This is a genomic window from Lutibacter flavus (genome assembly GCF_900188355.1).
GTDB lineage: Bacteria > Bacteroidota > Bacteroidia > Flavobacteriales > Flavobacteriaceae > Lutibacter > Lutibacter flavus.
In genome coordinates, this window is sequence record NZ_FZNX01000002.1 from 1 (window position 1) to 24283 (window position 24283).

Here is a 24283-nt window from a genome sequence, read left to right on the forward strand (position 1 = left end):
CATCAATAGTTCCTGTTACTGCTGTACAATTATTCGCATCTGTAATACTATATAATTGCCCAGTTCCTGCAGATACGCCTGTAAAGACTCCTGTAGTATTTGTTTCACTATTAAAGGTATAACTTATTGGTGCTGTTCCGCCTAAAGCAACTATCGTTACCGTTCCTGTTCCGCCATTACAGTCTATCGCTGTTGTTACTCCTGCACTTGATATTGAAATTGCTGCAGGCTCAGTGATGGTTACTGGTGAAGCTAAACTTGCTGCACATCCATTGGCATCTGTTACAACTACATTATAATCTCCAGCCGCTAATCCTGTTAAATCTTCTGAACTAGAGGTAAAACTATTTGGCCCTGTCCATGCGTAAGTCAATGTCCCTGTTCCGCCTGTAGTTGTAATATTAATTGCTCCTGTTAAAGCTCCATTACATAATACATCTGTTTTTGAATCTAATGCAACTGTCCAGGCATTCACCGTTAATGTTATGGTTTCTTCAGTAGGACAAACATTGTTTACTGTTGTTACTTCTACTCGGTAATCATTTCCATTCATTCCGGTTGTAACACTATTAAGTGTAAGTGTGTTACCTGTACCTATTGAAGTTGTACTTGCTCCTAAATACCAATTATAAATATAATCACCAGCAGGGATTGATCCTGGTGCAGCAATAAAATCTGTTTCTCTAACTCCTGTAGGTGTTGCTGTGAATGTTATATCACCATCAACACAAACTGTTGCTGGTGTTGGACTTGAAGTAATTGCCACACTAGAAATAACATCACTTACTGTTACTCCAGCGGTTGTAGCTTGCCCTGTAATTTCTGTACCTGCTGTAGTACCTCCTGTTGCCGCTGTAGGAATACCGTTGGCATTTACAGTTGTTCCTAAATTAGCCGAACTACCTCCATTACTTCCACCTACTAATGTAGCAATAGTAGCTAAATTATTTATACCTTCTGTAGCATCCGGACAACCATCGTTGTCACTATCTGTATCTAAACTATTAATAATACCATCTCCATCTGTGTCATTAAAACTATCTGGACACTGTAAAAGGCCAAAAACGATATTATCAACACCAACATCATTTCCTGCCGAACCATTAGGTTGATCATTTATAATTACTATATCAACAGCGTCAATTGCAGCTGTAAAGTTTAAAACAACCCTTCTCCAGATGTCATCATTTGCAACTCCAATAGAAGTTGATGAAATTGAATGAAGAACAGTCCCTACACTATTTTGAATTTCAAGTCTAAAAATTGGTAAATCAGCACAACCAATACATAAACCTGCTAAATCCAATCTATATCTATAATCTGCACCTATAATCAAGTCGCTTAACGTCTGACGATAGAACTCAGTATTACCAGTATTAATCATATTAATAGATAAATACCTACCATTTGAAGAACCGCCAGCTGGACCTGTAAATTGATCAATGTTTGCATCTATATCTCCGTTTTGATCTGTACGATTGTATTGTGAAAGTCCAGAAGAGAGGGAGGAAACAACAGCATAAGAACCATCTGGAATTGCACCATTAGTATCATATAAGTGACTTATAACATTACTATTAGTTGCTCTTGCAGTACCTGTCCCAAAATCTTCACTAAATAATACTGATATTTCTTCCTTTTCTGAAATAAGGCAATTTCCATTCTCTATAACATCTAAAATGCCATCATTATCATCATCTAAATCACATATATCACTTATATTATCACCATCCGTATCTAAATTTCCAGATGCCGTAGCATCACAAGGATCTATACATGCCGAATTATCACCTGAGTCAGTCACAGCAGCTGTTGTAGCTTGTGGACTTCCTAAAATAGTTGGTACTCCATCACCATCTACAGTTATTCCTAAATTATCATTACTTCCTCCTATACTTCCTCCCGGAAGTGTTGATGTATCATTAGCTGTAAAACTGCCACCACCTTCAATAGCATCCGAGCAACCATCATTATCACTATCTGTATCTTTATAATCTGGTATTCCATCGTTATCTGTATCTTTAGGTACGCAAAACGATAAATCGCCAATTGCCATACCTTGATTAGCAGAAGGGTTTGAGCCAACCTGCTTATAATAAATGGTCATTGAATCAACCGGAACCGAAATATTTAATATTAAGTTCTCATCAACTCCACGACCTAAGAATGTATTATTTCCAGTATAACTAATATTTGTTGCTAAAGTATAATCAGATGGAGTTAAACTATAGGGAGCTCCATCAGAAATTATATCAATCGTTAATTCATCTTGAAAATTAGGCCCTGCATCTAAGTCAAACAAGGTGAATGATAAATCGTTTACAGCTCTCGAAAAGTTAAACGTATGAACTGTTTGCCCCCCTATAATTGATGCTTGTAACCAATTATAACCATAACTAATATAATTATTATTAATTTTCCAGTTTCCTGTTGTATTTGTTGTTCTACTAATGGTAAGGGTTACACCATTAAAAACTAAAGGCGGTACAGCTGTTGCAACTGTTGGATCCTGTCCGCCTGTACCATTACCACTAGTACCTTCAACAAAATGATCTTCCCAGTTTAAAATTGAGGAAGTACAATTAAATTCATCGGCATCTAAAATACCATCATTATCATCGTCTAAATCACAAATATCACTTACATTATCTCCATCAGTATCGAGATTTCCGGAAGCAGTGGCATCGCAAGGATCTATAGCTGCTGTTCCAAGAAATTGAAGCTGCGCCCTGTTAAATGTTCCCGTATCTAGACTTACAACATCCCAAATTCTTAAAGTCCAAGTACCTAACGAATTTTGCCCTTCAAAATTCGTTAGCACATTTAAATCTACACTACGTGTATAATATGGTGATGCTGTATTATCATTAGTTCCATTATCTAATGTTCCTGTACCATTGTCATCTAATAATATATCATAGTTGTCATCACTATCATTAGAGCTAGTAATAAGGTTAACAACTGTGCCTAAGGGTGATGTTAAAGTAGCTACTATATCACCACGCCAAGTATGAGTTGTGTTAAAACCTACATTTATATCATTAATTGTAAAATTATCAGTAACATTAAAAGTTCTGACCAAAGCAGTAGCTGAAGTTGAATTATCAAGAATTGTTCCCGAGATAGTATTATTGAATGTATAGGCCGTTTGCCCAAAAGAAATACTTCCAAAAAATAATGCGATTATAAAAATAAAATTTACTTGCTGTTTATTAAATTTTATAAGACTTTTAAAATAATGTTGTTCCAATATATTATTTTTTACTTTAATCAATAACTTCTTTACCTATATAATTACACCTCCCAAAATAGCATGAATGCATAATTTTGGGAGGTGTATTCATTAATTATTATATTTGAAAAATTCCAAATTTATTAGTTTTTAAAATTTAAATTTTTATTTAAATTTTTTCTAAGTAAGGATAAACCTTACTTAATGTGGGTTAAAACATTAATAATTATTAGATTAGTCGCCAAAATTAACGATTTTAACCCAATTTTCAAAGATTTATTAACAGTTTATTAACAGTTTGTTATGGATTTAAAACAAATTACTTTATTATTATAACAAACAACCTATACTTAATTTTTTTATGACACGTATTTTAGCACAAAGTCACACATCTGTCAATTAATTGACAGATGTGTTATGTATCAAAAGTTGCATTTAAAATATTTTATAAATAGATTTTATTTAAGAAAGTTTAAATACAAAAATAATCTAAACCTTTAGTGTAATTTTCTAAAAAGAATTAACACCATTAAAAAAGAGATTTTTTTAATTTATTGAAGCTAAAATTTCGCTTAAAAAGGTATCTACTTTAAAAACTGGATTTTCAGTTAATCCAAATCTCACTATTACAACATCTTTAGAAGGAATTATAAACACATGTTGTCCTTGGTATCCATTGCAAGAAAATAAATCTTTTGGTGCATTTGGGTACACACCGCCAGCATTTAGCCAAAATTGCGCTCCATATTCTCCATTAGCGCCATTAGTTGGAGTTTTAGAATAATCTATCCAAGATTCATTTAAAATTTGCGTTCCATTCCAATTCCCTTTATGTAAATACAATAAGCCAAACTTAGCCCAGTCACGCGCTGTTGCCCAGCCATATGATGAACCAATGTAATATCCAGTAGCATCAGTTTCAATTAACATAGAACTCATACCAATTTTATCAATTAGTTCTGAATACCAAAAATCTAGATATTGTTGATGCGTTTTAAATTGATTTCGAATAAAGCCTGACAATAAATTTGTAGTGCCTGAAGAATATACCCAACTTTCATTTGGTTTTCCAATTAGTGGTTTGTTTAATTGGATTTTAGTCATATCATCTTCTAAAAAAAGCATTTTAGTAACATCTGAAATGGTATTGTAATCTTCAACCCACTCCAAACCACTATTCATTTGTAATAAATTATTTAAGGTGATATTTGAACGCTCATCATCTTGCCATTCTGGAAATAAATTTGTTTGATTTATATTAATTCTGCCTTGTTTTTCAAGCACACCTAAAACTGCATTTGTAATACTCTTAGTCATAGACCATCCTAATAATTTGGTGTTTTTATTAAATCCAGGTGCATATTTTTCAGCAATAATTTGATCTTTATAAATAACAACTACAGCTCTAGTTCTTTTTATTTCTTCGTTTTCATTATCAAAAGCATTATTTACAGCTAATTGTAATTCATTATAATTTATAGTATTAAAAACTGTGTCTTTTTGAGGTAACTCTCCGTAAGGATATTGTAAATTGGTTTTATTAAAATTTCTAACTGGTTTAAATGAAGTTGTTTCTATAATATCTTCGGGAACAAGAATACATCCAACACCTTCTTTAAAAACAGCTTTTCTCTTTTTTAAGCCAAAAACAGTTGAAGTAACCGATTTCTCTTCTATATTAACCACATTTTCAGCATAAAATACAGGGTTTATATCATTGTCGCCTTCTTCTATTGACTGTAAATCTCTTCCTGCTTCAAACGTACAAGAACAGACACTTTTTGCAGAAAAACCCGTAATAATGTTTAGCCGAGGGTAATTAGAATAAACTACATAAGCAAAAAATAAAACAATTAGTAATAAACTAAATTTTATAAATTTTTTCATCGATTTTTCTTTTAAAGTATTTTATAAATCTAACTTTTTTTTGTCAGTTTAAAAAAAGAATTTACATTTGTTAACCAAATGGTTAAACTAAATAGTTAATTCATGAAAAAATCTAAGGATACAACAACAGAATCTGAGATTTTAAACGCGGCAAAACGTATTTTTCAACGTAAAGGAATGTCTGGAGCCAGAATGCAGGAAATAGCGGACGAAGCAGGTATAAATAAAGCGCTTTTGCATTACTACTTTAGAAGTAAGCAATTGCTTTTTGAAGCTGTTTTTAAAAGTTTATTTTTTATGTTAGCACCTGAATTAAATAAGGTACTGAATGATGATTCAAATCTTTTTGATAAAATAAAAAGTTTTACCGCCAATTATATTTCATTTGTAATTAAACACCCGTTTTTACCAAATTTTATTATTCAGGAATTAAATAGAAATCCAGAATTTGTTACAACATTAATTACTAACGAATATTTTCCTAATATTTCAACTTTTAAAAATCAGGTAAAGGAAGAAATTGCTCAAGGAATTATTAAACCTATAAAACCAGAGCAATTATTTATAAATGTTTTAGCCTTAAATGTTTTCCCGTTTATAGCATCTCCCCTATTAGAAGGTTTACTGGCAATAAACGATAAAGATTTCAACAAATTAATGGAAGAAAGAACTACTCAGGTAGCCGATTTCATAATTAACGCTATTAAAATTTAAGCCCATGAAAAATTTAAGCAAATTTATATTCTTGCTACTTTCAATAAGTGCTTTTGCACAAGAGAAATTAAGCTTAGAAAATTGCTACATTTTGGTTGAAAAAAATTATCCTTTAGCAAAACAAACCGATTTATTAGCAAAACAAAATGAATTAGATGTAGCAGTTATTAAAACTGAAAAATTTCCTCAATTGGATTTTTTAGCACAGGCTACCTATCAATCGGATGTTACACAAATACCAATTGCAATTCCAAATTCAACTATTGAACCTCCCAATAAAGACCAATACAAAACAACAGTTTCCGTAAATCAATTAATTTATGCGGGTGGTTTAATTGATGCTTCGGCTGAAGTTAAATTGGCATCGCTAAAAACAAAACAAAAACAAGTTGAAGTAAGTTTATACCAATTGAAAAAACAAATAAATCAACTCTATTTTTCCATCTTATTACAGCAAGAAAAAAAGGCGTTATTAACTTCTAAAAAAGAACTGTTAGAAGCTAAATTAAAAGAAGTAAAAGCTGGTGTAAAGTATGGTGTATTATTATCATCATCCAACAGTGTTTTAGAGGCTGAATTATTAAAAATAGAACAACAATTTACAGAAATAGAATTTAATAAAACCAGTTTATTTGAAACGCTTTCGCATTTAATTGGAGCTGAAATTTCTAACACTACAGCATTAAAAAATCCAGAATTTTTATCCAAATTAACATCCGAAATTAAACGCCCCGAATTGGACTTGTTTAAATTAAAAAAAGAACAGATTGAAACATCGGAGCAATTAAATTCATTGCAAAATGTTCCCAAAATTATGGGTTTTGTAATAGGTGGTTATGGAAACCCTGGTTTAAATATGTTAGATAATTCGTTTCAAACATTTTATATGACTGGAGTAAAACTTAACTGGACAATTTTTGATTGGAAAGCAACAAAAAAACAAAGCGAATCCCTTTTAATTAATAAAGATATTATCACTACAGAAGAAGAAATTTTTAAACTAAATACAAACATTGAGCTTAACCAACAGCAAGCTGAAATTAATAAAATAACATCATTAATTGAATCTGATAACAGCATTATAAAATTGCGGAATAAAATTGTAAAATCAGCTGAATCTCAATTAAAAAATGGTGTAATAACGGCATCCGCATATATAACAGAATTAACCAATTTATATGAAGCTCAAAACAATTTAAATACACACAAAATTCAGTTGTTGTTAGCAAAAGCAACTTATAAAGTAACTCAAGGAAATTAAAAAGTAACACATGAAAATTACTCAAATAATAACAGGACTAATTATAATTACAAGCTCATTTATTTCATGTAATAATGATGGAAATAAAGCAGATGGTTATGGTAATTTTGAAGCAACAGAAATCACAATTTCTTCTGAAAATAATGGGAAACTAATTCAGTTTTCAATTGAAGAAGGTCAAACTTTAAAAATTAACGAGTTTGTCGGTTTTATAGATACAATTCCGTTGGCATTAAAAAAAGAACAATTATTGGTTTCTAAAAATATAATAGCATCAAAATCCAGAGGTGTATTATCACAAATAAGTGTGCTAAAAGCCCAATTAAAAACTACAGCTATTTCAAAAAATAGAATTGAAAACCTTATTAAAGAAAATGCAGGAACACAACAACAACTTGATGGAATTAATGGAAAAATTGATGTTATAAATCAGCAAATTAAAAGTGTTGAAATTCAAAATGCACCTGTTGTAAATGAATTAAAAAACATTGATGTACAAATAAGCCAGTTAGAAGATCAATTACAAAAAAGCAACATTATTAATCCAATAAACGGAACAGTTTTGGTAAAATATGCTGAACCTAATGAAATTACTTCCTTTGGAAAACCTTTGTATAAAATTGCCGACTTAAGTACCATGCAATTAAAGGTTTATGTAAGTGAAAAACAGTTGCCTTCAATAATAATAGGACAAGAAGTTACGGTTAAAATTGATGCCGAAAATGGCATGAAAGATTATAATGGATCGATTTCCTGGATTTCATCTGAGTCTGAATTTACACCTAAAATAATTCAAACAAAAGAGGAGCGGGTTAACTTGGTTTATGCAGTTAAAATTAACGTTAAAAACGACGGAAGTTTAAAAATTGGAATGCCTGCTGAAATGTGGATTTCTAATAGTTTGCAATAACATTGAACAGTTTTGAATAAACATCATTTTATGTTGTCACACTGAGCTTGTCGAAGTGTTTCTTTTAGAATTTTATAGCACCAATTACCATGGGAATAAAAATAGAAAACATATCCAAATCCTTCAAGAAAATTGAAGCTTTAAAAGACATCACTTTTAATGTTAATGATGGAGAATTATTCGGCCTAATTGGCCCGGATGGCGCAGGAAAAACAACCCTTTTTAGAATTTTAACTACGCTTTTAATTGCAAATGAAGGAACTGCATCAATTGTTGGTTTTGATGTTGAAAAAGATTTTCAAAAAATAAGGAATATTATTGGTTATATGCCCGGAAAATTCTCTTTATATCAGGATTTAACGGTTGAAGAAAATTTAAAGTTTTTTGCTACAATATTTGGAACCACAATTGAAGAAAACTACGACTTAATAAAAGATATTTACATTCAAATTGAGCCCTTTAAAAATAGGAGAGCAGGTAAATTATCGGGTGGAATGAAACAAAAACTCGCATTATCATGCGCTTTAATTCACAAGCCAAAAGTATTGTTTTTAGACGAACCAACTACTGGTGTTGATCCTGTGTCAAGAAAAGAGTTTTGGGAAATGTTAAAAAGGCTGCAACAAAAAGGAATTACTATTTTAGTATCAACACCTTATATGGATGAAGCCGCTTTGTGCGATAGAATAGCACTAATACAAGATGGTAGGATATTACAAATTGACACACCAGAAGAAATAATAAAACATTACCCTAAAACAATATATAATGTTTGCGCTGATAATATGTATAAACTAATTGAAAGTTTAAAGAAATATACACACAATTACAATGTATATCCTTTTGGCGAATTTGTGCATTACACAGATAAAAGAATTGATTTTAACCCAAACGAATTGCTCCATTTTTTAGAAGAACAGCAACTTAAAAACATACAAATTAATAAGACCCAACCAACCATTGAAGATACTTTTATGGAATTGGCAAAATAAATTAAAAACTAATAATGGGGATAAAATTCCGTCAACCTGAACTTGTTTTAGGTTCACATAGTAATTGAAAATAGTAATTGAAAACAACATAAGGAGATTCTGAAACAAGTTCAGAATGAAGAGTTTAATAACGAATAAAAAATGAAGAAAGAAACTGTAATACAAGACAATTGTCATTCTGAATGTAGTGCAAACCAAATGAAGAATCTTCTGCTTGAAAAGATGAGATTTTTCACTATCGCTCAGAATAACACAAATAATATTAAATGAAAGAAGAAGCTGTAATACAAGTTGAAAATTTAACCAAAAAATTTGGTGACTTTACGGCTGTAAATGCAATTTCATTTGAAGTAAAAAAAGGAGAGATTTTTGGTTTTTTAGGAGCGAATGGAGCTGGCAAAACTACCGCTATGAAAATGTTGATTGGTATTTACAAACCAACTTCCGGTAATGCACAGGTAGCAAGCTTTAATGTTTATAAAAACCCCAATGAGATTAAAAAAAATATTGGCTATATGAGTCAAAAATTTGCATTGTATGATGATTTAACCGTAAAAGAAAACATTACTTTTTTTGGTGGAATTTATGGATTATCGAGATCTCAAATCAAAGAAAAAACAGCTCAACTAATTGAAGAGTTGAATTTACAAGAAACAGTGAATCAATTAGTAGGAACTTTACCTTTGGGTTGGAAGCAAAAAATTTCATTTTCAGTAGCATTATTACACAATCCTAAAATTGTTTTTTTAGATGAACCAACCAGTGGAGTTGATCCAATAACCAGACGACAATTTTGGGAAATGATTTATGAAACTGCTAATAATGGAACTACCATATTTGTAACTACGCATTATATGGATGAAGCTGAATATTGTGATCGGGTTTCAATTATGGTAAATGGAAATATTGAAGCTTTAGACACTCCTAAAAAACTGAAAAAACAATTTAACGTAGTAACAATGAATGATGTGTTTTTAAAATTAGCTAGAAGCCCATCCCTGACCCTCCCCTTTGGGAAGGGAGTAAAAAATGATTGAGTAAAAACTAAAAACATTAAAATTCTTCCCATTTGGGGAAGTCAGATGGGACTTATGAAACGATTTATAGGATTTATTAAAAAAGAATTTTACCATATCTTTAGGGATAAGCGATCTTTATTTATCCTTTTTGGTATGCCTATAGCTCAAATAATGCTTTTTGGATTTGCGGTAACCAATGAAATTAACAATGTTGATATTGCAATTTTAGATCACTCTAAAGACGTTACAACAAAAGAAATTATAAATAAAATTAGTGCCTCAAAATACTTTAGTGTAAGTAATTATATTCGAAATGAAGCTGAAATTGAAACCGCCTTTAAAAAAGGAAAAATTAAAGCCGTCTTAGTTTTTGAAAAAGATTTTAGCAAAAAAATTGGTAAGGAAAACATAGCCACTATTCAAGTAATTGCTGATGCCACAGATCCAAATACGGCAAATACAATTAGCAATTATACCAGTGCCATATTACAAAAATATCAACAGGAAATAAACACAACTATAAAAATACCCTATCAAATTATTCCAAAAACCCGTATGGTTTATAATCCGGAGCTAAAAAGTGTTTTTATGTTTGTTCCAGGAGTAATGACAATTATTTTAATGCTGGTTTCTGCAATGATGACATCTATTTCTATTACACGGGAAAAAGAATTAGGGACTATGGAAATTTTATTAGTTTCTCCTCTAAAACCATCTCAAGTTATTGTTGGTAAAGTAGTTCCATATATTTTCTTGTCAATTATAAATGCAGTTATTATAGTTTTATTAAGCATTTTTGTTTTTAAAATGCCAATTCAAGGAAGTTTGATTTTGTTAGGTATTGAGAGTATTTTATTTATAATTACTTCTCTTTCTTTAGGTATATTAATCTCAACTATTTCTGCCTCACAACAAACTGCAATGATGATTTCATTAATGGCCTTAATGCTGCCAACTATTTTATTATCTGGCTTTATTTTTCCAATAACCAGCATGCCTGTGGTATTGCAAGTAATAAGTAATATAATACCTGCAAAATGGTTTATTATCATTTTAAAAGGAATTATGTTAAAAGGCGTTGGCTTATCTTTTGTTTGGAAAGAAACGCTGATTTTAGTTATAATGACCTTGTTTTTTATAGGATTGAGTATTAAAAAATATAAAATCAGATTAGAATAATTCAATAAAAAATGAAAAAATAATAGTGAATTTTAAAAAATTGTGGCAATCTACTTCTGAAAAATGAGATAATCACATCGCTATCGCTACTCGTTATGACGAATTAAAATGAAGAATTATAAAATGAACACAATTTTATACATTATACAAAAGGAATTCAAGCAAATCTTTAGAAATAAAGCAATGCTTCCCATTATTTTTGTACTACCAATAATACAGTTAATAATACTGTCTAATGCAGCAACATTTGAGGTGAAAAATATTAAATTTTCTTATATCGATAACGATAAAACTTCATTTTCAAGGGAGTTAATAGAAAAATTTGACGCCTCTTCATATTTTAGTGTACAAACCGATTTTCCTTCAACTAAATTGGCAAGTTCAGCAATGTTAAACGGTGAGGTTGATGTAATTTTAGAAATTCCACAGCATTTTGAACGTAATTTATTAAAAAACAGAATAACAGATTTGGCGGTAACCATTAATGCCATTGATGGTGCTGCCGCAGGTGTTGAAAACGTTTATATTAACCAAATTATACAACGTTTTAACAAAAATGCACAGACTGAATTAATAACCCCTTTTGACTTAATAAATATCCCTAAAAACATTGTAAGCATCCCTTCATTTTGGTTTAATAAAACCCTGAATTATAAAACATTTATGGTTCCTGGAATCTTAGTTATCTTAGTTACCATGATAACTTTATTCTTATCTGGAATGAATATTGTTCGTGAAAAAGAAATTGGCACTTTAGAGCAAATTAATGTAACACCCATAAAAAAACACCAGTTTATTATTGGCAAATTATTTCCTTTTTGGATCATAGGTATGGGATTATTAACAATAGGATTAATAATAGCTAAAGTATTATTTAATGTTCCAATAGTTGGTAGTGTAGGGTTAATGTATTTATACACAGGTATTTATATCTTGGTTATTTTAGGAATTGGTTTATTTATTTCAAATTTTACAGATACGCAGCAACAAGCGATGTTTATTTCCTGGTTTTTTGCTGTAATATTTATTTTAATGAGTGGCCTTTTCACTCCAATTGAAAGTATGCCACAATGGGCACAACATTTAACAGAGTTTAACCCTATTCGATATTTTGTTGAAGTAATGCGTATGGTGATGCTTAAAGGGTCTGATTTTAATGATATTTTACCTCAGTTCTTAAAAACACTTTTTTATGCTTTTATAATGAATGGCTTAGCAGTTTGGAGCTATAGAAAAATTGCTTAAATAAATTAAGGTTAATATATTTTAATAATTTACTAATAACAACTTATAAAATAACATCAATTTTGTAATTTTGTATTTAGAATGATTCTAAAAAGAACAAATGATAGATATTAATAAAGTTAGAGCTGATTTTCCAATATTAAAGCAAACTATAAACGGCAAACCATTAGTATATTTAGACAATGCAGCAACAGGTCAAAAACCTCAAGTTGTTATTGATAGTATTGTAAATTACTACTCAACTTTAAACGCAAATATACATAGAGGAGTTCATACATTAAGTCAAAAAGCTACAGATGCTTATGAACTTGCACGCTTTAAAATTCAAAAACATTTTAATGCTAAACAAAACTATGAAATCATTTTAACTGCTGGTACAACGCATAGTATTAATATAGTTGCAACCGGTTTTACTACCTTATTACAAAAAGGTGATGAAATTATAGTTTCTGCTATGGAACATCATTCAAATATTGTGCCTTGGCAAATGCTTTGTGAACGAACAGGAGCTATTTTAAAGGTAATTCCAATGAATTTGGATGGTGAATTAATAATGACAGCATATGACAATTTGCTTTCAAACAAAACAAAATTAGTTTTTGTCAATCACGTTTCAAATGCACTAGGAACCATTAATCCTATTAAAGAAATAATTGATAAAGCACATAAAATCGGAGCCGCTGTTTTAATTGATGGAGCACAAGCTTGTCCACATATTAAACCAGATGTTCAGGCGTTAGATGTAGATTTTTATGTAGCATCTGCTCATAAATTATGTGGTCCAACCGGAGTTGGAATTTTATATGGTAAAGAAGAGTGGTTAAATAAACTTCCTCCCTACCAAGGTGGTGGTGAAATGATTAAACAAGTTACTTTTGAAAAAACAACTTATGCCGATTTACCTCATAAATTTGAAGCTGGAACACCAAATATTGCAGGAGTAATTGCATTTGGAACTGCTTTAGACTACTTAAATAATTTAGGTTTTAATAATATTGCTGCTTATGAAGCTGAATTATTAGATTACGCTACAAAAAAACTTCTCCAAATTGAAGGTTTAAAAATCTATGGTACTTCAAAAAGTAAAACCGCTGTAATTTCATTTAATATTGGAAACATACATCCATATGATATTGGTTCAATTATAGATAAATTAGGAATTGCGGTTAGAACGGGGCATCATTGCGCACAACCAATTATGGATTTTTATAAAATACCTGGTACGGTTAGAGCCTCTTTTTCTTTTTACAATACTTTTGAAGAAGTTGATTTGTTGTATAATGCATTGGTTAAGGCTAAAACAATGCTTTCCTAAACGTTTAATAAGCCATAGTGTATTGTTTTTTCTAATAATTATATTGGATTACTCTTATTTTTTTAAAATATATTTTACTCTTGTTGTTTTTTTAACGTAACTTTATTGTATTCATCCCGAAATAGAAAATTATTAATCAAAATAATCTAATTTTAAGATGAAAAAACTTATTTTTTCCTTGGCAATATTAGCATTAGCTGTAGTTGCCTGCCAGCCAAATTCCGACGACGTTGTACCAAATCAAGAAGCTACTACAATTGACATGAGTGATTTTTATGTATACACTTATAGTGATTTAGAAAAACCTTCAAGGGATGCAAAAAACAACAAATGTCAAACTATGAAAGTATTAAACAGACAATTAAAAGAAGATCCAGGATTGGAAAACCGTATGTTTGATATTGAAAAACACACACGTACTTATATTTATTTTAAAGGGAAACCTAAAAACCCAGGTGGTGGTGGCGGTGGTACTACGCCTACGCCTACTCCAACTCCTTATATAGGTACTATTACTATCCCTGTAGTTGTAAACATTCTAGAAGATCCTGCCCATCCTGTAACACAAGCGCATATCGATTCTCAAATTGCTATTTTGAATGCTGATTTTAATAATAATAATCCTAATACAGATGGAGTTCCCAGTGAATTTGCAGACTTAGTTGCTGACACTGAAATTACTTTTACGTTAGCTGCAATAAACAGAAAAGCTTCAATTACATCTGAATGGGGAACAAGAGACGCAATGAAACTAGTAAGCGAAGGTGGAATAGACGCTACTGACCCTACAAATTACTTAAACATTTGGGTTTGTGAAATTGGTGGTGGAATTTTAGGTTATGCACAATTTCCAGGTGGAACTTTAGCAACAGATGGTGTTGTTATTGGTTCAGATTACTTTGGTGAGAATGCAGCTGGTGGTGTTTACGGACATGGAAGAACTACAACTCACGAAGTTGGCCATTGGCTAAACTTACGCCACATTTGGGGAGATGGTAGATGTCGTCAAGATGATTTTGTTGCTGATACACCAAGTTCTGATGGCGCAAATTACGGATGCCCTTCATATCCTACAGTTAACTGTAAATCAAACGATATGACCATGAACTATATGGATTATGTTGATGACAACTGTATGTATATGTTTAGTAATGGTCAAAATGATAGAATGAGAGCAATTTTTGCTACTGAAGGACCTAGAGAAAGCTTTGTACAATAATATATCCGTATAAAAAAGATAATAAAAAGGGAGCTTAAGCTCCTTTTTTTATCTTTATATTAAAAAATTAATCTATAATGAGAACTTTAAGCACTTTTATTCTTTTTACACTTGTCTTATTTCAATCTTGTCAAAGCCAAGAAAAAATGAGTACCATTTCATTAAATTATTCAGCACAAACACGGGGATTTACTTATTCAATTCAATTAGAAAAAAATACTCTTAAAATAAATGATAACAACGTCATTAAAAAAGTTGAATTATCAAAAATTCAACTTTTAGAAATTAACCAAGCACTTGATAAAATCGATTTTAGCGAAATTGAAAATAATATATCAATAGATGATTTAGCAGTTGATAAAGCCATTAAAGGAACATTTAAAGTTCATTTCAGAGAAAATGTCTTTAAATTTGAGCTTAACCACAATAAACTCCCTAAGAATATTCAAGAGCTATTTAGACGATTAGAAGCATATTTAAATTAGAATTATTTTCTCCTAAAATTAGCAGGTATTTCGCCCCAAACTTTGGCTCCCCATTTTATAGCAATTCTTGAATTGAAATATTAATAGATTACTATTTGTTTGTTTCAAATACCCCAAACCGTAAACTAAAGATGGAAAATCTCCAATACTATTAGTACCTTTTTAAAAAGGGGCTTAAATAAATTGCTCCATTTTTGTTTTTATAGCCACTCCTCTATATTCCATTTTTCTTGAGTTACCTGAACAGGCAACATCTAATGAAAAGGAATATAAATTTGTTTTCCCATTTTTTAACGACTTAGGAGGTAATTTTTCTTTTTACAATACTTTTGGAGAAATTGATGCTCTATATGAAATAATTTTGAGAGCAAAAACAATGCCTATTAATTATTTAACATTTTACGGTATTCTGTTACTTTAATGGGTTTTTTCATTATTACCCTATTTAAAAGGTATATTTTTTTCATTATCTTACCTGTTTTAACATTTTTTTAATATATTCGGCTTTCTTAAAAACAAGAAAAACTCAAATATTAACTAAAAATTATTCAAATTAACATGAAAAAAATCACCTTATTCTTTGCTATTATAGCATTTACGATTATTGCTTGTCAGGACAATTCTAATGAAATTACCCCAGACCAAGAAGTTGCTGCAATTGACATGAGCGACTTTTATGTTTATACTGATGAAAATTTATCTGCAAAAGGAACTAACAACTCAAGTGGAGATAAATGTCACAGTATGAAAGTTTTAAATAAACAGTTGGATGAAAATCCAGGACTGTACACAAAAATGTACAATATCGAAAAACACACACGTCAATTTATTGCAGCTAAAAAACCAACAACCCCAGGTGGTGGAAATGGTGGAGGTGGAACCGATCCTGGAACAGACCCTGTTGATGATGGATTAGGCGTAATAAATATCCCTGTATATTTTCACGTTGTGTATAGTAACTCTTCAGAAAATGTAAGTGACGCACAAATAACTGCTCAAATGAAAGTCTTAAACGATGACTTTAGAAAGGCAAATAATGATATAAATCAAGTACCATCTGAATTCTCAGGTATTGCTGCTGATAGTGAAATTACATTTACTAATGCTGGTACTTTTAGACATTCAAATTCTACAACTTCTTGGGGAACTAACAATGCTGTAAAATCTGCTTACCCTCCTATTACTCCTTCAACTCACTTAAATGTTTGGGTTTGTAATATAGGTGGTGGAATTTTAGGATATGCACAATTCCCAGGTGGCTCATCATCAACTGATGGTGTTGTTTTACTTTACTCAAGCTTACCTGGAGGGTCTGCAGCTCCATACAACGAAGGTAGAACTGCGACACATGAGGTTGGACATTATTTAAACTTAAGACATATTTGGGGAGATGGTAGATGTCGTCAAGATGATTTTGTTGCGGATACACCAAGTTCTGATGGAGCAAATTATGGTTGCCCTTCTTATCCAACAGTAAATTGTAAATCAAACGACATGACCATGAACTATATGGACTATACTGATGATGCTTGTATGTATATGTTTTCTGAAGGACAAAAATCTAGAATGAGAGCAATTTTTGCTGCTGGAGGATCCAGAGAAAGTTTTATAAACTAAGGTTAGTTATCTTTATATACTAAAAAAGACGCTTTACAAAGCGTCTTTTTTTATATCTTTAAATTACAATTTATTTTACAATGAAAATTATTACACCGCTTTTTTTAGTAATCACTGTATTTACAATTTCTTGTAATAGTCAAGAAAAAACTAATGATATAATCATAAATTATACTGCTCAAACTAGAGGCTATATTTATTCACTACAATTAGAAAATAATACTCTCGAAATAAATGATAACAACGCCATTAAAAAAGTTGAATTATCTGAAAAACAACAAATTAAAATAGATAGTTTATTAAATTCTATAAACTTTAGCGAAATTGAAAACAATATATCGATAGATGATTTAGCCGTTGACAAAGCTATAAAAGGAACTTTTAATACTTATTTCAAAGAAAAGGTTTTTGAGTATGAGTTCGACCACAATAAGCTCCCAAAGGATATTCAAGAGCTATTTAAACGATTAGAAGCATATTTAAATTAAAATTATTTTCTCCCAAAATCCGCAGGAATTTCACCCCAGGCTTTGGTTTCCCATTTTAATATTTTTGTCGTATAAGTATTCTCCTTAAGCCATTTTTCAGCGCGTTTAACAAAGTCAAAAAGAGGTTTATTTTCTGAAGTAATTTGTAAATTGGTACGGCACTGACCTTTCTTCACCCAACTAATAGCAATTCTAGAATCTGAATAAATTGGCAGATCACTATTATTTTTCTTTAAATAACCCAAACCGTGAACTAATGCCAAAAATTCCCCAATATTATTAGTACCTTTTTCAAAAGGACCTTGAATAAATAATTGCTTTTTTGTTTTTGTATCAACTCCCCTATACTCCATTTTCCCAGGGTTACCAGAACAGGCAGCATCTACCGAAATAGAATTTAAATTTGGTTTCCCAATTATTTTTAATGCCTCAGGAGATAATTTTTCTTTTTTAGTTTCTTTCCCAACATAATCAATATATTTTCCTTTAAAAGCTTTATCAGCTTCCTCCTTTGATATAAATGATTTGTATTGAGCACCTTTAAAATTAGCAATATGTTTTTTGCAGATAGCCCAAGAATTAAACACTCCTGTTTGGTGCCCATTCCAAATAACATAAAATTTTTTTTTAGCCATATAAAATTATTGACCTTTAATTACTTGTTCAATTATTTTTGGAAAGTACTCATATTCCAAAATATGCACTTTATTGGCAACATCTTCAGCCGAATCTGAAGGTAAAACATCAAAATTCTTCTGAAAAATGATTCCTCCTTCATCATAATTCTCATTTACAAAGTGAATTGTAATACCCGATTTTTTCTCTTTATTTTTTACAACTGCCTCATGAACATGCATTCCATACATCCCCTTTCCACCATATTTTGGCAATAATGCAGGGTGAATATTTATTATTTTATTGGGAAAAGCTTCAATAATTTTAGTAGGTATTTTCCATAAAAATCCAGCTAAAATTATATAATCAGCAGTTGATTTTAGTAAATTCAGCACCTTATCTGAGGTGAAAAAATCTTCTTTTTCAAAACTTATACCGCTTATTTTAAGTTGTTTAGCCCTTTCTAAAACTTTGGCATTCTTCTTGTTAGAAAGCACTTGTACAACAGAAATTGATTTACTGCCTTTAAAGTACTTTATAATGTTCTCGGCATTTGTTCCAGAACCTGAAGCAAGAATTACAATTCGTATCATAAAATTAAATAATGTTGCACAAAAATAAATTAAAATAATAGTAACTATTGCTTGTTAAAACAAAAAACTTACAAAATTATTTTTGACTAAATCATCTTTTATCAGTTAAATGATTTTGAATTAAATAAAGTTTTATATTTTTGCCAAGTAATTAAATTTAAAATTAAACAAATTATGTCAGACATTGCATCAAGAGTAAAAGCCATTATCGTAGATAAATTAGGCGTTGACGAAAATGAAGTAACAACAGAAGCTAGCTTTACTAACGATTTAGGAGCAGACTCACTTGATACTGTAGAATTAATCATGGAATTCGAAAAAGAATTTGATATTCAAATTCCAGACGATCAAGCTGAAAATATTGGAACCGTTGGTCAAGCGATTAGCTATATAGAAGAAGCTAAAAAGTAATTTTTATATGGAAATAAAACGAGTTGTTGTAACTGGACTTGGTGCGTTGACACCTATAGGGAATACTGTTGAACAATATTGGAATGGCCTTGTTAACGGAGTTAGCGGGGCTGCTCCAATAACATATTTTGATGCTACCAAGTTCAAAACTCGTTTTGCCTGCGAACTTAAAAACTTTGATGTTAAAGATTTTATTGACAGAAAAGAAGCTCGTAAAATGGATAGATTTACACAGTATGCTATGGTTGCTGCTGACGAAGCTATTCTTGATTCTAAATTAAATTTAGAGTCTTTAAATAAAGATAGGGCCGGAGTTATTTGGGGCGCAGGAATTGGTGGATTGGAAACTTTTCAAAATGAAGTTTTAAATTTTGCATCAGGTGATGGCACTCCAAGATTTAACCCATTCTTTATTCCTAAAATGATTGCAGACATTGCACCTGGTCAAATTTCTATTAAATATGGATTTCGAGGACCAAATTTCGCAACTGTTTCTGCTTGCGCTTCTTCATCAAATGCTATTATAGACGCTTTAAATTACATTCGCTTAGGATATGCAGATGTAATGGTTTCTGGTGGTTCTGAAGCTACAGTAACAATTGCAGGAATTGGTGGCTTTAATGCTTTACAAGCACTTTCTACAAGAAATGATGATCCAGCAACGGCATCACGACCTTTTGATAAAGACAGAGATGGTTTTGTTTCAGGAGAAGGAGCTGGTGCACTTATTTTAGAGGAATACGAACATGCCATTGCTCGTGGAGCAAAAATTTATGCAGAAGTTGGTGGCGGAGGCTTATCAGCAGATGCTTATCATATTACAGCGCCGCATCCAGAAGGATTAGGAGCCCGAAATGTGATGCTAAACTGTTTAAAAGATGCTGGTTTAAAACCAGAAGATGTAGACGCTATAAATATGCACGGAACTTCAACTCCACTTGGAGATATTGCTGAATCTAAAGCAATAATGGAGGTTTTTGGTGAACATGCTTATACGCTTAACATTAATTCAACCAAGTCAATGACTGGTCACTTATTGGGTGCTGCTGGTGCTGTGGAAGCAATTGCTTCTATTTTAGCAATTAAACATGGTATAGTACCTCCTACAATAAATCATTTTACTGATGATGATCAAATTGACAGTAAATTAAATTTCACGTTTAATAAAGCACAAAAACGTGATGTGAAAATAGCCATGAGTAATACTTTTGGTTTTGGAGGACACAATGCTTGTGTGCTCTTTAAAAAATTTGAATAATAGTACACCTGAATGAACTTCATTCGAAAAATTATAGAAACTCGATCTAAAGAAGATGAGGCTTTTTATTATAATTTAAAAAAAATAATAGGATTTACTCCTAAAAATTTACAATTTTATAAAAAAGCTTTTATTCATCGTTCTATAAAAGAATTTGATAAATCAACAGGACTCCCTTTAAATTATGAACGCTTAGAGTTTTTAGGTGATGCCATGTTAAGTGCTGTTATTGCATCCCACCTATTTCAGGAAGTTCCTTCTGGAGATGAAGGATACCTTACTCAAATGCGTTCTAAAATTGTAAGTAGAGAGCATTTAAACGAACTTGGAAAAGATTTAGATTTATTTAGATTTGTAAGAAGTAACGTTACCAAATCTAAATTTGGAGAAAACATTCACGGAAATATATTTGAAGCTTTAATTGGGGCTATTTATTTAGATAGAGGTTATAATTATTGTAGAAAATTTATTTTTAAAAGGGTTATTATTCCATATGTAGATGTTCCAAAACTTGAAGGCAAAATAACAAGCTACAAAAGCTTATTTATTGAATGGTGCCAGAAAGTTAAAAAAGATTTTCTATTTGATGTTTATGATGATACTGGGAACGATACTGTAAAACATTTTAGTGTAAAGTTAGTTTTGGATGGCAAAATTATAGCTAAAGGTAGAGCAACTTCTAAGAAAAAGGCTGAAGAGACAGCAGCTAAAAGGGCTTATTACGCTTTTCAAAATGAAATATCAGATTTTAACTTAGAGAGCTCGAATACGATTTCGTAAAATAATTAGTTACTGTTATTAAACAATAGTATTTTTACAAACTTAATTTTCATTCTTTATATGCAACTATTAACGTTTGATTTAGAAGATGATTATTTATTAATTGGGATTCATTCAACCGAAGAAGATTATAGATTGGCTTTTCTAATAAACAAGCATTTAAAAACTAAGTTTATCAGATATAAATCTAATTTAGATTTTAAAGATTCAAATGCTGAATTCCCCTTATTTGAATATAGAGATGAAAATAATTTTATTAATTATTATTTAATTAACAACAAACATTTACAGGTTGTTAATAAACAATATAAAGAAGGGTTATTTGGTGGTAATTACAGTACAACATCGTACTTATTACCAGAGAAAAAAAAAGTTGATTTCTTTTTAAAAATAGAAGGTTGTACTCAAAGTTCTATTTTAAAAATAGTGGAAAAACTAAATAATATAAATCAAATAATTACTTCATACTCAATTGAGACTAACACATTAAAATCAAAAAATAATCTAATTTTTTAACAATGGCTAAAAATAGAAAACGCACCAAAATAGTAGCAACTTTAGGTCCCGCTTGTGGAACTAAAGAAATTATGGAAAGTATGATGGAATCAGGTGTAAATGTATTCAGAATAAATTTTTCACATGCTGATTATTCCGACGTTGAGGAAAGAGTTAAAATAATAAGAGAAATTAACAAACGTAGAAACTTTCACGTTGCAGTATTGGCCGATTTACAAGGTCCAAAATTGCGTGTTGGAGTTATGGGAAATGGCGTAAAACTTGCACCCGGAGACACTTTTACTTTCACAACCGAAAAATGTGAGGGTACTAAGGAGAAGGCTTTTATGACTTATCAAAATTTCCCAAAAGATGTTAAAAAGGGTGAGCACATTTTAGTTGATGACGGTAAATTATTATTTGAGGTAACGGATACTGATGGTGATAAAAACGTTACTACAAAAGTATTGCGTGGTGGAAAATTAAAATCTAAAAAAGGAGTTAATTTACCAAATACGAAAATATCGTTACCTGCACTTACCGAAAAAGATCAGAAAGATGTGGTTTTTGCAATTGGATTGGATGTAGATTGGATTGCTTTATCTTTTGTTAGAACATCAGAAGATTTAATTGAATTACAAGAAATAATTAAAAAACATTCAGATCATAAAATACCAATTATTGCTAAAATTGAAAAACCTGAAGCAGTAGCTAATATTGATAAAATCACTCCTTTTTGTGACGCTTTAATGGTTGCTCGTGGAGATCTTGGTGTTGAAGTACCAATGGAAAAAGTGCCACTAATTCAAAAACGTTTGGTATTAAAAGCTAAAAAAGCGCATATTCCTGTTATTATTGCAACTCAAATGATGGAAACTATGATTGATAATCAGGTTCCAACAAGAGCTGAAGTAAATGATGTTGCAAACTCAATTATGGATGGTGCAGATGCAGTTATGCTTTCTGGAGAAACTTCTGTGGGAGATTATCCGTTAGAAGTTATTCAACAAATGCGTAAAATAATTGAAAGTGTTGAAAATTCACCTTTAATTTCAATGCCAGAAGAATATATACAATGTATTAATGACCGTTTTATTTCAAAAACTATATGCCATCAAGCGGCTTTAATGGCAAATAATATTAATGCTGAAGTAATTACTACTTTAACAGATTCTGGATTTACAGCATTTCAAATATCTTCATGGAGACCAAAATCTAATATTTTAGTGTTTTCATCTAACAGAAGAATTTTAGCAATGCTAAATTTATTATGGGGTGTTAAAGGTGTTTATTACGATCGTTTTGTAAGTACAGATCAAACTATTGAAGACATTAATAATTTAGCCGCAGAAAGAGGATATTTACGTGATGGTGATTACGCCATAAACATAACCTCAATGCCTGTAAAAGAAAGAGGTATGGCTAATACAATGCGTATTACAGAATTTAAAAAAGACTAATTACTTTTTAGTATCGCATACAAAGCAAAAGAAGCAAGCCAATGGGCTCCGGCATATTCTCCAGAGTCCATTTTTTTATAACTAAACTCAAAATGTTTATTTGCTAAATTGATCATTTTTTTATTATCTAAGGCAGTTCCCATTTCATACAAACACCAAGCTCTACTATAGTTTAACCCATCTAAATGAGCCAACTTTCCATCGGATCTATCTGTAACTTCCGCAACCTCTAAATATAATTCCGGATTTTTTCTAAAATCAGGTAAAAATGTATCTAACCAAGGTATAAATTCTTCTTTTGGCAACACCTTCATCATTAAAGAAGCTTCTTGTAAACAAGGAGATAAAAAATCGAATCCTCCAGGCTCCCAGGTTAATGGACACCCTTGATCGTTTAAATAATATTCTTTTGCTTTTAAAACAATTAGGGCTGCCAATTCTGGTGAATATTTTTTTGCATAATCTAGGGCAAAAGACATTCCAAAAGCGGTATTCGAATGCTCCCCTATTCTAATTGGATATTTTAATTTTGGTAAAAATTCAATGTATTTACGTACAATTATTTCAACCAACGGTTTTAGGTTTTCGTTTAATTGTTTGGCTTCATCTGTATCCCAATCTTGCAATGTTTCAGAAACTTTTAGCAACCAGGCCCAACCATAAGTGCGCTCAAAATTTTTATTAAAAGCATCATCAAAATATGTTACTTCTTTTAGAATATTTTCTTTGGTGATATTTTGAAGTAATTTTTGTAAAACAGCTTCTTTATGCTCAAAATTGGGTACTTCTTTTAATATATTCAATAAAGTCCAATGCCCGTGAACAGAAGAATGCCAATCAAAACAACCATAAAAAGCAGGATGCAATTCTGATGGTTCTTTTAAATACGTACCATCTCCTAAAACCTGCCCTAATTTATTTGGATATTCCTGATCAATACATTCAAAAGCAAAATGATATAAATACGCAGCAGTTTTATCATTTAATTCTGGCTTCGGATAAACGGTATTATCAACCAATTTTAAATCTTCTTTAGACGTTTTTTTAGTTTTATTACAGCTTACAAAACAAGAAATTATTACTAGAATTACAAATACTCTTTTCATTT

The 24283-nt window shown here is 30.8% G+C and carries 22 protein-coding genes; 17 read left to right on the top strand and 5 right to left on the bottom strand.

Annotated elements, in window-relative coordinates:
- Both CHB63_RS06225 and CHB63_RS06230 read right to left on the bottom strand, forming a co-directional pair.
- Positions 1-3250, bottom strand: a 3250-nt coding sequence (locus CHB63_RS06225) for a proprotein convertase P-domain-containing protein (protein ID WP_176420279.1), incomplete at its 3' end; no start/stop codon positions are given.
- A 528-nt stretch (positions 3251-3778) separates the two neighbouring features.
- Complete coding sequence (locus tag CHB63_RS06230) at positions 3779-5119, bottom strand: serine hydrolase domain-containing protein (RefSeq protein WP_089377604.1); 1341 nt, start codon at positions 5117-5119, stop codon at positions 3779-3781.
- A 102-nt stretch (positions 5120-5221) separates the two neighbouring features.
- Between CHB63_RS06230 and CHB63_RS06235 the strand changes: the two genes are divergently transcribed.
- The 12 genes from CHB63_RS06235 (at position 5222) to CHB63_RS06290 (ending at position 17563) form a co-directional block, all read left to right on the top strand.
- Positions 5222-5833, top strand: a complete 612-nt coding sequence (locus CHB63_RS06235) for a TetR/AcrR family transcriptional regulator (protein WP_089377605.1) — start codon at positions 5222-5224, stop codon at positions 5831-5833.
- A gap of 4 nt (positions 5834-5837) precedes the next feature.
- Positions 5838-7094, top strand: a complete 1257-nt coding sequence (locus CHB63_RS06240; protein WP_089377606.1) for a TolC family protein — start codon at positions 5838-5840, stop codon at positions 7092-7094.
- Positions 7095-7104: 10 nt separating this feature from the next.
- Positions 7105-8004, top strand: coding sequence for an HlyD family secretion protein (locus CHB63_RS06245; protein ID WP_089377607.1), 900 nt, complete (start codon positions 7105-7107; stop codon positions 8002-8004).
- Positions 8005-8093: 89 nt separating this feature from the next.
- The gene (locus CHB63_RS06250; RefSeq protein WP_089377608.1) at positions 8094-8996 is read left to right on the top strand and encodes an ABC transporter ATP-binding protein; all 903 of its coding nucleotides are present in this window, start codon (positions 8094-8096) and stop codon (positions 8994-8996) included.
- A 266-nt stretch (positions 8997-9262) separates the two neighbouring features.
- Entirely contained in the window at positions 9263-10033 is a 771-nt protein-coding gene (locus tag CHB63_RS06255) for an ABC transporter ATP-binding protein (RefSeq protein WP_089377609.1), read from the top strand.
- 54 nt (positions 10034-10087) lie between these two features.
- The gene (locus tag CHB63_RS06260) at positions 10088-11194 is read left to right on the top strand and encodes an ABC transporter permease (RefSeq protein WP_089377610.1); all 1107 of its coding nucleotides are present in this window, start codon (positions 10088-10090) and stop codon (positions 11192-11194) included.
- Between the two features lie 123 nt (positions 11195-11317).
- The gene (locus CHB63_RS06265; protein ID WP_089377611.1) at positions 11318-12439 is read left to right on the top strand and encodes an ABC transporter permease; all 1122 of its coding nucleotides are present in this window, start codon (positions 11318-11320) and stop codon (positions 12437-12439) included.
- Positions 12440-12539: 100 nt separating this feature from the next.
- On the top strand, positions 12540-13754 hold the full coding sequence (locus CHB63_RS06270) for an aminotransferase class V-fold PLP-dependent enzyme (RefSeq protein ID WP_089377612.1): 1215 nt from the start codon (positions 12540-12542) through the stop codon (positions 13752-13754).
- A gap of 157 nt (positions 13755-13911) precedes the next feature.
- Positions 13912-14973, top strand: a complete 1062-nt coding sequence (locus tag CHB63_RS06275) for a zinc metalloprotease (RefSeq protein ID WP_089377613.1) — start codon at positions 13912-13914, stop codon at positions 14971-14973.
- A 77-nt stretch (positions 14974-15050) separates the two neighbouring features.
- Positions 15051-15458 carry a hypothetical protein gene (locus CHB63_RS06280; RefSeq protein ID WP_089377614.1) on the top strand — a complete coding sequence of 136 codons (408 nt, stop codon included), beginning with the start codon at positions 15051-15053 and terminating at the stop codon, positions 15456-15458.
- A 558-nt stretch (positions 15459-16016) separates the two neighbouring features.
- Positions 16017-17075, top strand: coding sequence for a zinc metalloprotease (locus tag CHB63_RS06285; RefSeq protein ID WP_089377615.1), 1059 nt, complete (start codon positions 16017-16019; stop codon positions 17073-17075).
- 80 nt (positions 17076-17155) lie between these two features.
- Entirely contained in the window at positions 17156-17563 is a 408-nt protein-coding gene (locus tag CHB63_RS06290; protein ID WP_089377616.1) for a hypothetical protein, read from the top strand.
- A gap of 2 nt (positions 17564-17565) precedes the next feature.
- Here the strand turns inward: CHB63_RS06290 and CHB63_RS06295 are convergent, their stop codons facing one another.
- Both CHB63_RS06295 and purN read right to left on the bottom strand, forming a co-directional pair.
- A complete protein-coding gene (locus CHB63_RS06295; RefSeq protein WP_089377617.1) occupies positions 17566-18198 on the bottom strand; it encodes a ribonuclease H1 domain-containing protein in 633 nt (210 codons plus the stop codon).
- Positions 18199-18204: 6 nt separating this feature from the next.
- Complete coding sequence (gene purN, locus CHB63_RS06300; protein WP_089377618.1) at positions 18205-18771, bottom strand: phosphoribosylglycinamide formyltransferase; 567 nt, start codon at positions 18769-18771, stop codon at positions 18205-18207.
- Between the two features lie 174 nt (positions 18772-18945).
- On the opposite strand from purN, the gene CHB63_RS06305 reads away from it, so the two are divergent.
- The 5 genes from CHB63_RS06305 to pyk are packed head-to-tail and all read left to right on the top strand — an operon-like array spanning position 18946 to position 23175.
- Positions 18946-19182, top strand: coding sequence for an acyl carrier protein (locus CHB63_RS06305; RefSeq protein ID WP_068209181.1), 237 nt, complete (start codon positions 18946-18948; stop codon positions 19180-19182).
- Between the two features lie 7 nt (positions 19183-19189).
- Positions 19190-20440, top strand: a complete 1251-nt coding sequence (gene fabF, locus CHB63_RS06310) for a beta-ketoacyl-ACP synthase II (protein ID WP_089377619.1) — start codon at positions 19190-19192, stop codon at positions 20438-20440.
- 12 nt (positions 20441-20452) lie between these two features.
- Positions 20453-21220, top strand: coding sequence for a ribonuclease III (rnc, locus tag CHB63_RS06315; RefSeq protein ID WP_089377620.1), 768 nt, complete (start codon positions 20453-20455; stop codon positions 21218-21220).
- A gap of 60 nt (positions 21221-21280) precedes the next feature.
- The gene (locus CHB63_RS06320) at positions 21281-21736 is read left to right on the top strand and encodes an IPExxxVDY family protein (RefSeq protein WP_089377621.1); all 456 of its coding nucleotides are present in this window, start codon (positions 21281-21283) and stop codon (positions 21734-21736) included.
- Between the two features lie 2 nt (positions 21737-21738).
- Positions 21739-23175, top strand: a complete 1437-nt coding sequence (gene pyk, locus CHB63_RS06325; RefSeq protein ID WP_089377622.1) for a pyruvate kinase — start codon at positions 21739-21741, stop codon at positions 23173-23175.
- Here the strand turns inward: pyk and CHB63_RS06330 are convergent.
- Positions 23172-24281 carry a DUF2891 domain-containing protein gene (locus CHB63_RS06330; protein ID WP_089377623.1) on the bottom strand — a complete coding sequence of 370 codons (1110 nt, stop codon included), beginning with the start codon at positions 24279-24281 and terminating at the stop codon, positions 23172-23174. The genes pyk and CHB63_RS06330 overlap by 4 nt on opposite strands.
- Between the last annotated feature and the right edge of the window lie 2 nt (positions 24282-24283).

Coding starts and splice junctions, on each gene's coding strand:
- CHB63_RS06240 (WP_089377606.1), top strand. CDS start 5,838: ATGAAAAATTTAAGCAAATTTATATTCTTGCTACTTTCAATAAGTGCT.
- CHB63_RS06280 (WP_089377614.1), top strand. CDS start 15,051: ATGAGAACTTTAAGCACTTTTATTCTTTTTACACTTGTCTTATTTCAA.
- fabF (WP_089377619.1), top strand. CDS start 19,190: ATGGAAATAAAACGAGTTGTTGTAACTGGACTTGGTGCGTTGACACCT.
- pyk (WP_089377622.1), top strand. CDS start 21,739: ATGGCTAAAAATAGAAAACGCACCAAAATAGTAGCAACTTTAGGTCCC.
- CHB63_RS06260 (WP_089377610.1), top strand. CDS start 10,088: ATGAAACGATTTATAGGATTTATTAAAAAAGAATTTTACCATATCTTT.
- CHB63_RS06330 (WP_089377623.1), bottom strand. CDS start 24,281: ATGAAAAGAGTATTTGTAATTCTAGTAATAATTTCTTGTTTTGTAAGC.
- CHB63_RS06275 (WP_089377613.1), top strand. CDS start 13,912: ATGAAAAAACTTATTTTTTCCTTGGCAATATTAGCATTAGCTGTAGTT.
- CHB63_RS06265 (WP_089377611.1), top strand. CDS start 11,318: ATGAACACAATTTTATACATTATACAAAAGGAATTCAAGCAAATCTTT.
- CHB63_RS06270 (WP_089377612.1), top strand. CDS start 12,540: ATGATAGATATTAATAAAGTTAGAGCTGATTTTCCAATATTAAAGCAA.
- CHB63_RS06295 (WP_089377617.1), bottom strand. CDS start 18,198: ATGGCTAAAAAAAAATTTTATGTTATTTGGAATGGGCACCAAACAGGA.
- purN (WP_089377618.1), bottom strand. CDS start 18,771: ATGATACGAATTGTAATTCTTGCTTCAGGTTCTGGAACAAATGCCGAG.
- CHB63_RS06290 (WP_089377616.1), top strand. CDS start 17,156: ATGAAAATTATTACACCGCTTTTTTTAGTAATCACTGTATTTACAATT.
- CHB63_RS06250 (WP_089377608.1), top strand. CDS start 8,094: ATGGGAATAAAAATAGAAAACATATCCAAATCCTTCAAGAAAATTGAA.
- CHB63_RS06285 (WP_089377615.1), top strand. CDS start 16,017: ATGAAAAAAATCACCTTATTCTTTGCTATTATAGCATTTACGATTATT.
- CHB63_RS06245 (WP_089377607.1), top strand. CDS start 7,105: ATGAAAATTACTCAAATAATAACAGGACTAATTATAATTACAAGCTCA.
- CHB63_RS06235 (WP_089377605.1), top strand. CDS start 5,222: ATGAAAAAATCTAAGGATACAACAACAGAATCTGAGATTTTAAACGCG.
- CHB63_RS06255 (WP_089377609.1), top strand. CDS start 9,263: ATGAAAGAAGAAGCTGTAATACAAGTTGAAAATTTAACCAAAAAATTT.
- CHB63_RS06230 (WP_089377604.1), bottom strand. CDS start 5,119: ATGAAAAAATTTATAAAATTTAGTTTATTACTAATTGTTTTATTTTTT.
- CHB63_RS06320 (WP_089377621.1), top strand. CDS start 21,281: ATGCAACTATTAACGTTTGATTTAGAAGATGATTATTTATTAATTGGG.
- rnc (WP_089377620.1), top strand. CDS start 20,453: ATGAACTTCATTCGAAAAATTATAGAAACTCGATCTAAAGAAGATGAG.
- CHB63_RS06305 (WP_068209181.1), top strand. CDS start 18,946: ATGTCAGACATTGCATCAAGAGTAAAAGCCATTATCGTAGATAAATTA.